This is a genomic window from Kitasatospora sp. NPDC043949 (genome assembly GCF_056435365.1).
This window is the reverse complement of sequence record NZ_JBWKEQ010000001.1, coordinates 13645-25485: the sequence shown is the minus strand read 5'-3', so window position 1 is coordinate 25485 and position 11841 is coordinate 13645. Positions and strand designations below refer to the sequence as shown.

Genomic DNA, 11841 nt, shown 5'->3' with positions numbered 1-11841 from the left:
TGGATCGGCTGACCGACGCCCGTCCCCGGCCGTCGGTCAGCCGTTCCGCCGGCCGGCCCCGTCCCCTGGTGCCGGTCGGTCGCCCCCCGGCCCTCCCCCGCGGAGGGTCGGCGGCCGTTCTCAGGTCCGCTTGCGGAAGCGGGCGACGGCGAGCGGCGCGAAGATCGCGGTGGTGGCCACCGACCAGATCAGCACGACCATCACCGGGTGGGCCAGCGGCCCCTGGCCGTTGAGCAGGGAGCGGGAGGCGTCGGCGAGCGCCGACAGCGGGTTGACCTTGGTGAAGGCCTGGAGCCAGCCCGGCATGGTGTCGGTCGGCGCGAAGATCGAGCTGCCGAACTGCATCGGCATCAGGACCAGCATGGCCACGCCCTGGACGGCCTGGGCGCTGCGCAGCGCCATGCCCAGCAGCATCGAGACCCAGACGATCGACATGCCGAACACCAGCGACAGGCCGACCGCGGCCACGACCTCCAGCGGACCGGTCTTCACCTCGAAGCCGATGCACATCGCGAAGCCGATCAGGATCACGAAGGAGAGCAGCGCCCGGCAGGTCTCGGCGGCCATCTTGGAGAGCAGGACGGAGGCCCGGCCGATCGGCAGGGTCCGGAAGCGGTCCATCACGCCGGTCTGGAAGTCGCTGTTCAGGCCGGTGCCGACGGCCATCGCGAGGGTGAGGCCGGTCTGCCCGAGCAGGCCGGGGATCATGTACTGCTTGTAGGAGTCCTGGTTGCCGGAGACGGCGCCGCCGAAGACGTAGACGAACAGCACCGTGAAGATGACCGGCATCAGCACGGCGTCGAACATCGACTCCGGGTCGGCCTTGATCCGCATCAGGTTGCGCCGGGTCAGTGCGCCGACGTGGCGGAAGGTGCCGGACAGGCCGATCCGGGGGTCCTCCACCCGGGTGGGGGCGACGGTGGCGGTGGTCATGCGACGGGCTCCTTGGCGAGGCTGGGGGCGGCGTCCGCGGTGTCGGCGGGCTTGCCGGTGATGGCGAGGAAGACCTCGTCGAGGCTGGGCACCTTGGTGTCGATGCCGGCTATCGCGAAGCCGCGGCCGCCGAGCACCCCGATGACGGCGGTCAGCTGCTCGTCGTTGGTGATCGGCACCGCGAGCAGCCCGGTGTCGGTGGAGACGGTGGCGCTGGTGATGCCGCGGTCGTGCAGGCAGCGGGCCATCTCGGGCAGCTCGGCCGGGTGGACGGCGCGGATCTGGAGGGTCTGGCCGCCGACCTTGGCCTTGAGCTCGGCCACGCCGCCGTTGGCGATCACCCGGCCGCGGTCGATGACGGTCAGCTCGTCGGCGAGCTGCTCCGCCTCCTCCATGTACTGGGTGGTGAGCAGCACGGTGCTGCCCTCGGCGACCATCCGCTGGACCTCGTCCCAGACCTCGTTGCGGGTGCGCGGGTCGAGGCCGGTGGTGGGTTCGTCCAGGTAGAGCACCTTGGGGCGGCCGATCATGCTGGCGGCCAGGTCGAGGCGGCGGCGCATGCCGCCGGAGTAGGTCTTGGCGGTCCGCTTGGCGGCCTCGGTGAGCGAGAAGCGCTCCAGCAGTTCGGCGGCCCGGGCCTTGGCCTCGCGGCTGGGGAGGTCGAGCAGCCGGCCGATCAGGTAGAGGTTCTCGTACCCGGAGAGGAGTTCGTCGACGGAGGCGTACTGCCCGGTGAGGCCGATGGTGCGGCGCAGCTGCTTGGGCTGGCGCAGGACGTCGTAGCCGCCGACGAACGCGGTGCCGGCGTCGGGCTTGATCAGGGTGGAGAGGACCCGGACCAGGGTGGTCTTGCCGGCGCCGTTGGGGCCGAGCACGCCGAGCACGGTGCCCTCGCGGACGGTGAGGTCGACCCCGTCGAGGGCCTTGGTGGTGCCGTAGTGCTTGACGATGCCGCGGACCTCGACGGCGTTGCCCGCGGCGGTCCCCCGGTCGTTCGGGGCGGTGGCGATTCGTGTCATGCCCCTAGGTTGTCCGGCCCGGCTGTCAGCGGGCTGTCATGAGGGGGGCGGGCCCGGCGCTGCGCTGTCAGACCGCTGTCACCGGGGGAGCGGGCACACGGCAGCGGCCCCGCTCCCGGGCGGGGGAGCGGGGCCGTCGGCGGTTCACGCCCTAGCGGAAGCTGTGCTCCGCCGCCGGGAAGGCGCCGCCGCGGACGTCCTCGGCGAAGGCGCGGGCGGCGTCGCCGAGGACGGTCCGCAGGTCGGCGTACTGCTTGACGAACTTGGGCACCCGGCCCGCCGTCATGCCGGCCATGTCGGTCCAGACCAGGACCTGGGCGTCGGTGTCGGGCCCGCCGCCGATGCCGACGGTCGGGATGGTCAGCTGCTCGGTGACCTGGGCGGCCAGCTCGGCCGGCACCGCCTCCAGTACGACCGCGAAGGCGCCCGACTGCTGGACGGCCTTGGCGTCGCGCAGCAGCTGGTGCGCCGCCTCGTCGCCGCGGCCCTGGACGGGGTAGCCGCCGAAGGCGTGCACGGACTGCGGGGTGAGGCCGATGTGCGCCATCACCGGGACGCCGGCCTCGACCAGCAGCTCGATCGAGCGGGCGCTGCGCTCCCCGCCCTCCAGCTTGACCGCGCCGACCCCGGCCTCCTTCATCAGCCTGGCCGCGTTGCGCATGGCCTGCGCGGGGGACTCCTGGTAGGAGCCGAACGGCAGGTCGGCGACGATCATCGCGCGCTTGGTGCCACGGACGACGGCGGCGGAGAGCATCACCATCTGATCCATGGTCACCGGCACGGTGGTCTCGTAGCCGAGGTGGCAGTTGCCGGCGGAGTCGCCGACCAGCAGGACGGGGATGCCGGCCTCGTCGAACACCCCGGCGGTGAGGGCGTCGTAGGCGGTGAGCATCGACCACTTCTCGCCGCGCTGCTTGGCGGTGGCGAGGTCGCGGACGGTGATGCGGCGGTTGGTGACCCCGCCGTAGAGGGTGGCGGTCGCCGCCTGGTTCTGGGCAGGCGAAGGCGAAGAAGCGTTCATCGAACGGACTCCTGAAGGGTTGTCGTCTCGTGGCGCCGTGCGGCGTCCCCGGATCACCTCCATGCTTGCACGCCCCGGCGTGCGCGCAAAGGGGCGTGCGGGCGGTCGGGTGCGATCTGCGGCACACCGGCGAGCGCGGGCGGCCCCGGGCTTTGCCGCGTTTTTACGAAACGGAGTCGTCTCGTATCGTAACGGCCGCTACCCTGGTGCCGGGGGGTTACGAGACGACCATGGCTCGGAATTGCCCGCCAGTGCCACACCACCACGGACGGGAAGACCAATGACCACCGCAGCCGCGCCACCCCGCGTGCCGGAAGCCATCCACCGCCGACGCTGGGCGATCCTCTGCACCCTGGTGCTCGCCCTGCTCGTCGTCGTCCTCGACAACTCGATCCTCAACGTCGCGATGAAGACCATCGCGACCCCCGCGCCGGTCGGCCTCGGCGCCAGCCAGAGCGACCTGGAGTGGTCGATCAACTCCTACACCCTGGTGTTCGCCGGGCTGCTCTTCACCTCCGGCCTGCTCGGCGACCGCTTCGGCCGCAAGCGCGCGCTGCTCGGCGGCATGGTGGTCTTCGGCATCGCCTCGCTGCTCTCCGCGCTGGCCGCCTCGCCCGGTGAACTCGTGGGCTACCGCGCCCTGATGGGCGTCGGCGCCGCGCTCGCGATGCCCGCCACGCTGGCCATCATCATGAACGTGTTCGAGCGCTCCGAGCAGCCCAAGGCGATCGGCATCTGGGCCGGCGCGGTCGGCCTGGCCATCGCCATCGGCCCGATCACCGGCGGCCTGCTGATCGAGCACTTCTGGTGGGGCTCGGTCTTCCTGGTCAACGTCCCGATCGTGATCGTCGCGGTGATCGCGATGATCGTCCTGGTGCCCGAGTCCAAGGACCCGAACCCCGGCAAGCTCGACCCGATAGGCGTGCTGCTGTCGATCATCGGCCTGGTCGCGCTGATCTACGGCATCATCAAGGGCGGCGAGCTGGCCGACTTCACCGCCGCCGAGGCCTGGGTGCCGACGCTGGTCGGCGTGCTGGCGCTGGCCGCCTTCGTCTGGTTCGAGGGCCGCACCCGCTTCCCCGCGCTGGACGTCACGTGGTTCCGCAACAAGGTGTTCAGCGCTTCCGTCGTGGTCGTCGGCGTGGTCTTCTTCGCGCTGATGGGCGTCTCCTTCTTCGGCGTCTTCTACATCCAGAGCGTGCGCGGCTACAGCGCGCTCCAGGCCGGCCTGCTGATGCTGCCGCTGGCCGTCGCCCAGCTGCTGTTCGCGCCGCGGGCCCGGCTGGTGGTCGACCGCTTCGGCGTCGCCGCCACCGCCGCCGTCGGCATGCTGCTGATCGCGGTCGGCTTCGTCGGCTACACCCTGCTGGGCGTCGACACGCCGATCTGGGTGCTGATCGTGCTCGGCCTGCTGATGGGCACCGGCATGGCGCACGTCATGCCGCCGGTCACCGTCGCGATCATGGCCTCGCTGCCCCGCGAGAAGGCCGGCGCGGGCTCGGCCGTCAACAACACCTTCCGCCAGGTCGGCGGCTCGCTCGGCGTCGCCGTGCTCGGCGCGGTGCTCTCCACCGTCTACCGCGACGGCATGACCGACACGCTCAACCAGCTGCCCGACGACCTGCGCGGCAAGGCCGGCGAGTCGCTGGAGGCCACCCTGGCCATCGCCGAGCGGATGGGCCCCAAGGGCGCCGCGCTGATCGGCCCGGCCGACGACGCCTTCGTCAGCGCCATGCACGTGGTGGCCTCGCTCTCCGCGGGCATCACGGTGGTCGGCGCGCTGATCGCCTGGTTCCTGCTGCCGCGTCGGTCGGCCGCCCCCGGCGGCCCGGCCGGGAAGGCCGCCGAGCAGCCCGACCAGAGCCGCAAGGCCGTGGCCGCGGACGCCTGACCCTCGACCGCACTGAGCGACAATGGCCCTGTCACCCGGGTGAACCCCCGGGCGGCAGGGCCGAGGTCCAGGACGGCGGCCGCCACCCGGCCCGGTCCACGGACCGCCATCGGAAACGGAACGGCGCCCGTGCGCCACGCGGACAGCGAGGGAGTACAGCGGGGATGAAGACGGACACCCCGGCCGCCGGGGCCGGACAGCCCTGCGCCGCCGTACGCCGCGGCCGCCCGCGCAGCGAGGCCGCCGAGCAGGCCATCTTCGCCGCCGTCGAGGACCTGATGGCCGGCGGAACCGCGCTGTCCGAGCTCACCATCGAGGGCATCGCCGCCGCGGCCGGCGTCGGCAAGGCCACCATCTACCGGCGCTGGCCCAACAAGGAGGCCCTGCTGGTCGACGTGGTCAGCCGGCTGGAAGTCCCGATGCCCGCGCCGACCGACGGCACCGCCCGGGACCACCTGATCGAGATGATCGACTACATGCGCCGGCGCGGCCTCGCCAAGCGCTCCCGCTGGGTGCTCAAGGCCGCCCTCGGCCAGATGCAGGGCCTGCCCGACCTGTACAGCGCGTACCGCGACCGGGTGATCAAGCCGCGCCGGGAGGCGGGGCTCACCCTGATCCGCCGCGCCATGGACGAGGGCGTGCTGCGGTCCGACCTCGACGTCGAGCTGCTCGGCGACATGCTGATGGGCCCGATCCTGTACCGCAGCATCCTCTGGGACGACTCCGACCTGGAGGACCCGGACCTGGCCCGCCGGATGGTCGACTCGCTGCTCGAAGGCCTGGCGCCGCACGCGGCCTCCGGCTCCCGCGGCTGAACGCGCTCCCGCGCCCCGGCCCCCGCGCCCCGGTCCCGTACCCGCAGCGACCTGCACCGACCTGCACCGACCTGCGTCCGACCTGCACCGACCTGCACCGACCTGCACCGACCTGCGTCCGGCGTGGCCTGGCTCACCAAACCGGGCCACGCCGGAACCCGCTCCGACGGCCCCGCGTCTGTCCCGGCATAGGCTGAGCCGGGTATCCGATCAAACCGGCACCAGTCCGGCACCCGCCCGTACCGCACGGGCCGGACACCGGACCGGCGACGGCACGAACAACGGGAGCCACGGATGACGCAGGCGGACAGGACCGACCGGAGCACGGCCGGGCCCTGGGGCGAGGCGGGCGCCCCGGCCCCCGCGGGCCGTCCCGGAGGGTTCCTGGGCCTGCGGCACTGGGGCCGGGACGGCCGCGGCGCCACCACCTGGCGGCGCGGCCTGGTGGTCGCGGTGCTGGCCGTGCTCACCGCCCTGCTGATGGCCCTCCACGCCGACGTCCCCAACAGCGCCGGCAACCTCGGCAGCCTGCTGGAGACCTTCCTGCCCTGGATCGGCCTGGCCGTCCCGGTGCTGCTGGTCCCCGCGCTGCTGCGCCGCTCCGCCACCGCGCTGATCGCGCTGCTGCTGCCCGTCGCGATCTGGCTCAACCTGTTCGGCGGCCTGCTCAGCGACAAGAGCGGCGGCACCGGCGACTGGACGGTGGTCAGCCACAACGTCGCCGCCGCCAACCCCGACGTGCCGGGCACCGTCCGCGGCCTGGTGGCCTCCGGCGCCCAGATCGTCGCCCTCCAGGAACTGGCCGGCAAGCCGCTGCGCGACTACGAGAGCGGGCTCGCCGAGGCGTACCCGTACCACGAGGTGGAGGGGACGGTCGGCCTCTGGTCGAAGTACCCGATCAGCGGAGTCTCGCCGGTGGACCTCAAGATGGGCTGGACCAGGGCGTTCCGGGCCCAGGTCGCCACCCCGCAGGGCCCGGTCGCGGTGTACGTCGCGCACCTGCCGTCGGTGCGGCTGAAGGCCGAGGGCGGCTTCACCGTCGACCAGCGGGACGTCAGCGCGCAGGCGCTCGGCGACGCGATCCAGGCCGAGCCGGTGAAGAAGGTGCTGCTGCTCGGCGACCTCAACGGCACCATGAACGACCGCAGCCTGGCGCCGGTCACCTCGCAGATGCGCTCGGCCCAGGGCGCCGCCGGGGACGGCTTCGGCTTCAGCTGGCCGGCGTCCTTCCCGATGGCCCGGATCGACCAGATCATGAGCAAGGGCGGCCTCGCGCCGGTCGACTCCCGCACCCTGCCCCGGGACGGCAGCGACCACCTCGCGGTGGCCGCCACCTACCGGTTCAACTAGCTAGGTCAGCCCCGCCGCCAGCGGTTGGTGATCGGCAGGCGGCGGTCCCGGCCGAAGTTCTTGACCGAGATCTTGGGGCCCGGCGGGTACTGCCGCCGCTTGTACTCGGCGGTGTCGACCAGCCGGACCACCCGGTCCACCACGGCCGGGTCGAAGCCGGCCGCGACGATCGCGTCCCGCCCCTCGTCGCCCTCGATGTAGCGGGCCAGCACGCTGTCCAGCAGGTCGTAGTCGGGCAGCGAGTCGCTGTCCTTCTGGTCCGGCCGAAGTTCGGCGGACGGCGGCTTGGAGATGGTGTTCTCCGGGATCGGCGGCACCTCGCCGCGCCGCTCGGCCTCCTCGTTGCGCCAGTGGGCCAGCCGGAAGACCAGCGACTTGTAGACGTCCTTGATCGGCCCGAACGCGCCCACCGAGTCGCCGTACAGGGTCGAGTAGCCGACGGCCAGCTCGCTCTTGTTCCCGGGCGCGAGCACGATGTGCCCCTCCTGGTTGGAGATCGCCATCAGCAGGGTGCCGCGCAGCCGGGACTGCAGGTTCTCCTCGGCCAGGCCGGTCAGCTCGGTCGCGCCCAGGTAGGCATCGAACATCGGGGCGATGGAGACGGTGCGGTAGTGCAGCCCGGTCCGGCGGGCCAGCTCGGCCGCGTCGTCCCGGGAGTGCTGCGAGGAGTAGCGGCTGGGCATCGAGACGCAGTACACGTTCTCGGCGCCGATCGCGTCCACCGCGATGGCGGCCACCAGTGCCGAGTCGATGCCGCCGGAGAGGCCGATCAGCACCGAACGGAAGCCGTTCTTGGTGACGTACGCCCGGGTGCCGGAGACCAGCGCGGCCCAGATCTCCGCCTCGTCGGACAGCCGCGGCGCCACCTCGGGGGTCGGGGTGTCCGCGGGCGCGGCCTGCGGCTCGCCGCCCAGCTCGGTGCGGACGAGGTGCAGGCCGTCGCTCAGCAGCAGGCCGTCGGTGTGGTCGCCGCCGGCGGCCGGCAGGTCGAGGTCCAGCACCAGCAGGTGCTCCTCGAACTGCGGGGAGCGGGCCAGCACCTCGCCGTCCGCGCCGACCACGATCGAGTCGCCGTCGAAGACCAGCTCGTCCTGGCCGCCGACCATGTTGACGTAGGCCAGCGGGCAGCCCGCCTCGGCGGCCCGGCGCCGGACCAGCTCCAGCCGCTGGTCGTCCTTGTTCCGCTCGTACGGCGAGCCGTTGACCACCAGCAGCAGCCCGGCCCCGGCCTCGCGGGCCGCGGTGACCCGGCCGCCGTCCTGCCAGATGTCCTCGCAGATGGCCAGTGCGACGTCGACTCCGTGCAGCCGCAGCACCGGCAGCTGCTCGCCCGGGACGAACCAGCGGTACTCGTCGAACACGCCGTAGTTGGGCAGGTGGTGCTTGGCGAAGCGGGTCACCACCTCGCCCCGGTGCAACACGGCGGCGCAGTTCTGCGGCGAGCCGGCCGGGCGGCCGAACCTCGGCGAGGCGTGTTCGGAGCGCCCGAGGTAGCCGACCACCACCGGCACCTCGCCCAGCCCGTCGGCGGCCAGCCGCCCGGCCAGCTCGACCAGCGCGCCCCGGGACGCCTCGACGAAGGAACTGCGCAGGGCGAGGTCCTCGACGGGGTAGCCGGTCAGGGCCATCTCGGGGAAGGCGACCAACTGGGCGCCGGCCTCCACGGCCTGCCTGGTCCAGCGCACCACCTCATCGCTGTTGCGGGCGATGTCACCGACCCAGGGGTCGATCTGGCTCAGGGCGAGACGGAGATTGGGCATGCCTCCGAGTGTAATCGTCGATCTGACGCAATGTGCTGCCCGGGGGGTCGGACCGGGGTCCGGACTGCCGTCCCGCGCGGTGATCGGCCATGATGGGGGCAGTCGCGTCCGGGGGTCTTCCGGGCGTAACACGAGCGTAAAGAGCAGAGGTGAGACTGTCCCCATGGGCAAGCAGCAGCAGTTCGTGCTTCGGACGCTTGAGGAGCGTGACATCCGGTTCGTCCGGCTGTGGTTCACCGACGTGCTCGGGTTCCTGAAGTCGGTCGCGGTGGCTCCGGCCGAACTGGAGCAGGCCTTCGAGGAGGGCATCGGCTTCGACGGCTCGGCGATCGAGGGCTTCGCCCGGGTCTACGAGTCCGACATGATCGCCAAGCCGGACCCGACCACCTTCCAGATCCTGCCGTGGCGCTCGGAGACCCCCGGTACCGCCCGGATGTTCTGCGACATCCTGATGCCCGACGGCTCGCCGTCCTACGCCGACCCCCGGTTCGTGCTCAAGCGCACCCTGGAGAAGGCCTCCGCCCAGGGCTTCACCTTCTACACCCACCCCGAGATCGAGTTCTTCCTGCTGAAGAACCTGCCCGGCGACGGCACCCCGCCGATCCCCGCCGACCAGTCCGGCTACTTCGACCACACCCCGCGCGGGGTCGGCCACGACTTCCGCCGACAGGCCATCACCATGCTGGAGTCGATGGGCATCTCGGTGGAGTTCTCCCACCACGAGGGCGCCCCCGGCCAGCAGGAGATCGACCTGCGCTACGCCGACGCGCTGTCCACCGCCGACAACATCATGACCTTCCGTCTGGTCATGAAGGAGGTCGCGCTGGAGCAGGGCGTGCACGCCAGCTTCATGCCCAAGCCGTTCTCCGACCACCCCGGCTCGGGCATGCACACCCACCTGTCGCTGTTCGAGGGCGACCGCAACGCCTTCCACGAGACCGGCGCCGAGTACCAGCTCTCCAAGGTCGGGCGCTCCTTCATCGCCGGCCTGCTCAAGCACGCCGCCGAGACCGCCGCCGTCACCAACCAGTGGGTGAACTCCTACAAGCGGATCTGGGGCGGCTCCCAGCGCACCGCCGGCGCCGGCGGCGAGGCCCCGTCCTACATCTGCTGGGGCCACAACAACCGCTCGGCGCTGATCCGGGTGCCGATGTACAAGCCTGGCAAGCAGGGCTCCACCCGGATCGAGGTCCGCTCCCTGGACACCGGCTGCAACCCGTACCTCGCCTACGCCGTCACCCTCGCGGCCGGCCTCAAGGGCATCGAGGAGGGCTACGAGCTCCCGCCGGGCGCCGACGACGACGTCTGGGCGCTGTCCGACTCCGAGCGCCGCGCCCTCGGCATCCAGCCGATGCCGCAGAACCTCGGCGAGGCGATCGACCTGATGCAGCGCAGCGAGCTCGTCGCCGAGACCCTCGGCGAGCACGTCTTCGACTTCTTCCTGCGCAACAAGCGGCAGGAGTGGGAGGAGTACCGCTCCGAGGTGACGCCGTTCGAGCTGCGCAAGAACCTCCAGGTGCTGTGAGCACCTGAGGCTCCCAAACACCTCCGGGCCCGCTGTCGTTCGATCGGATGACAGCGGGCCGTCCGCTGGGGTGGGATCGCTTCCCCAATGGCGGTATGTGAAGATCCTGTGACGGACGGTTGTGATCCGATGGGCGTGCTCGTCCGTTCCGTCCCGAGAGGATCCCATGCCCTCCTCCGCTGTCAGCCGCGCCGCCGCGGCCCGCCTGCTCGCCCGCCGGGCCGTCGTCGCGGGCGCCGCCCTCGCCGCCGTCGCGAGCCAGCTGCTGGCCACCCCGGTCGCCGACGCCCGTGGCTCCGGCTCCGGTTCGTCGAACCCGCGCCCGCGCGCCGAGACCATCTCCGAGAACCCGCTGCCGTTCACCACCCGCTTCCAGGGCGACTTCCACGGCTCCGTCACCAGGATCAGCAACTCGCTGATGACCTGTGACGAGACCAAGCCGCCGGTCGACCCGGCGCAGCCGCCCTGCGAGGACGCCCGCAAGGGCCTCGGCAGCATGCCGATCAACAACAAGTACGAGATGAAGTACATCAACATCGACCCGGGCTCCATCGGCCCGCTCGGTGACCCGATCTACTCCGCCAGCTCCGCCGACCTCGGCCTGATCGACGGCTCCAAGGTCAAGTACGCCCGGCTGTACTGGGGCGGCACCCGCGGCATCGGCGACACCGTGCTGCCGGAGAACCAGATCGACGAGGTGTACCTCAAGGTCCCGGGCGAGAAGCAGTACCGGGACATCGCCAACGACCAGCCGTCCATCGGCTACATCACCACCGACGTGGAGAGCAGCTACCAGGCCTCCGCCGACATCACCGACCTGGTCAGGAACGCCGGCAACGGCACCTACACCGTCGCCGACATGGACTCGGTGGTGAAGCCGCACAGCTGGGGCGGCTGGACGATCGTCGTCGCGTACGAGAACGACTGCAAGCCGATGCGGCACATCCACCTGTGGGACGGCTTCCAGGTCGAGCTGCCGGACAGCCCGACGCGGCAGATCAAGCTCACGGGGCTGCAGACGCCGCAGAGCGGTCAGCTCCACGGCAAGCTCGGCTGGGTGGTCTACGACGGCGACCTCAAGTGGACCGGTGACACCCTGTCGGTCAAGTCCACCAACGGGCCCGAGGCGCTGTTCTCCGACATCAACCACGCGCCGGACGACGCCTTCAACTCCACCATCGAGGAGCTGACCCCGGAGGACCAGTTCGCCCGCAACCCGTACAACCGCAACAACTTCGGCTACGACTCCAACCGCTGGGACATCTCGCCGTACCTGCGCAACGGGGACACCGACCTCACCACCACCTTCAACACCCAGAAGGACGGCTACGACATCGGCGTCTTCTACGCCTACGTCAACCTGGACGGCTCCACCGACGCCTGACCGGCCGCCGCCCGGGGGGGGGGGGGGGGCCCCCCCCCCCCCCCCGGGGGGGGGGGGGGGGGGGGCTCCCCCCCCCCCGGCGGGGCGGAGGAGGTGGAGGGGGGATGGTGGATAAGGGTGGAAAAAGAGCGAGCGGCCACACG

The 11841-nt window shown here is 71.6% G+C and carries 9 protein-coding genes; 5 read left to right on the top strand and 4 right to left on the bottom strand.

Features of this window, described 5'->3' with window-relative positions:
• Positions 1-120 precede the first annotated feature (120 nt).
• The 3 genes from AC07AL_RS00070 to panB form a co-directional block, all read right to left on the bottom strand.
• Positions 121-933 (bottom strand): ABC transporter permease, encoded by an 813-nt coding sequence (locus AC07AL_RS00070; RefSeq protein ID WP_363580864.1) that lies wholly within the window; start codon positions 931-933, stop codon positions 121-123.
• Positions 930-1952: an ATP-binding cassette domain-containing protein gene (locus AC07AL_RS00065; RefSeq protein WP_363580866.1), complete on the bottom strand. Its 1023-nt coding sequence runs from the start codon at positions 1950-1952 to the stop codon at positions 930-932. Before AC07AL_RS00065 ends, AC07AL_RS00070 begins: the two co-directional genes overlap by 4 nt.
• A gap of 151 nt (positions 1953-2103) precedes the next feature.
• The gene (gene panB, locus AC07AL_RS00060) at positions 2104-2973 is read right to left on the bottom strand and encodes a 3-methyl-2-oxobutanoate hydroxymethyltransferase (RefSeq protein ID WP_363580868.1); all 870 of its coding nucleotides are present in this window, start codon (positions 2971-2973) and stop codon (positions 2104-2106) included.
• A gap of 280 nt (positions 2974-3253) precedes the next feature.
• On the opposite strand from panB, the gene AC07AL_RS00055 reads away from it, so the two are divergent.
• The 3 genes from AC07AL_RS00055 (at position 3254) to AC07AL_RS00045 (ending at position 7029) form a co-directional block, all read left to right on the top strand.
• Positions 3254-4864, top strand: coding sequence for an MFS transporter (locus AC07AL_RS00055; RefSeq protein ID WP_363580870.1), 1611 nt, complete (start codon positions 3254-3256; stop codon positions 4862-4864).
• 164 nt (positions 4865-5028) lie between these two features.
• Positions 5029-5679, top strand: a complete 651-nt coding sequence (locus AC07AL_RS00050) for a TetR/AcrR family transcriptional regulator (protein ID WP_363580872.1) — start codon at positions 5029-5031, stop codon at positions 5677-5679.
• A 480-nt stretch (positions 5680-6159) separates the two neighbouring features.
• Positions 6160-7029, top strand: a complete 870-nt coding sequence (locus AC07AL_RS00045; protein WP_363580978.1) for an endonuclease/exonuclease/phosphatase family protein — start codon at positions 6160-6162, stop codon at positions 7027-7029.
• A gap of 5 nt (positions 7030-7034) precedes the next feature.
• Here AC07AL_RS00045 and AC07AL_RS00040 read toward each other — a convergent pair whose 3' ends face one another.
• Complete coding sequence (locus tag AC07AL_RS00040; RefSeq protein ID WP_363580874.1) at positions 7035-8789, bottom strand: NAD+ synthase; 1755 nt, start codon at positions 8787-8789, stop codon at positions 7035-7037.
• Positions 8790-8952: 163 nt separating this feature from the next.
• Here AC07AL_RS00040 and glnA point away from each other — a divergent pair, with 163 nt between their 5' ends.
• Together glnA and AC07AL_RS00030 are read left to right on the top strand one after the other, a co-directional pair.
• Positions 8953-10314 carry a type I glutamate--ammonia ligase gene (glnA, locus tag AC07AL_RS00035; protein ID WP_363580876.1) on the top strand — a complete coding sequence of 454 codons (1362 nt, stop codon included), beginning with the start codon at positions 8953-8955 and terminating at the stop codon, positions 10312-10314.
• Between the two features lie 166 nt (positions 10315-10480).
• Entirely contained in the window at positions 10481-11698 is a 1218-nt protein-coding gene (locus tag AC07AL_RS00030) for a hypothetical protein (RefSeq protein ID WP_363580878.1), read from the top strand.
• Positions 11699-11841 lie beyond the last annotated feature (143 nt).

Bases quoted from the DNA above. Each gene is read 5' to 3' on its own strand.
- AC07AL_RS00070 (WP_363580864.1), bottom strand. From the start codon at position 933: ATGACCACCGCCACCGTCGCCCCCACCCGGGTGGAGGACCCCCGGATC.
- AC07AL_RS00065 (WP_363580866.1), bottom strand. From the start codon at position 1,952: ATGACACGAATCGCCACCGCCCCGAACGACCGGGGGACCGCCGCGGGC.
- panB (WP_363580868.1), bottom strand. From the start codon at position 2,973: ATGAACGCTTCTTCGCCTTCGCCTGCCCAGAACCAGGCGGCGACCGCC.
- AC07AL_RS00055 (WP_363580870.1), top strand. From the start codon at position 3,254: ATGACCACCGCAGCCGCGCCACCCCGCGTGCCGGAAGCCATCCACCGC.
- AC07AL_RS00050 (WP_363580872.1), top strand. From the start codon at position 5,029: ATGAAGACGGACACCCCGGCCGCCGGGGCCGGACAGCCCTGCGCCGCC.
- AC07AL_RS00045 (WP_363580978.1), top strand. From the start codon at position 6,160: ATGGCCCTCCACGCCGACGTCCCCAACAGCGCCGGCAACCTCGGCAGC.
- AC07AL_RS00040 (WP_363580874.1), bottom strand. From the start codon at position 8,789: ATGCCCAATCTCCGTCTCGCCCTGAGCCAGATCGACCCCTGGGTCGGT.
- glnA (WP_363580876.1), top strand. From the start codon at position 8,953: ATGGGCAAGCAGCAGCAGTTCGTGCTTCGGACGCTTGAGGAGCGTGAC.
- AC07AL_RS00030 (WP_363580878.1), top strand. From the start codon at position 10,481: ATGCCCTCCTCCGCTGTCAGCCGCGCCGCCGCGGCCCGCCTGCTCGCC.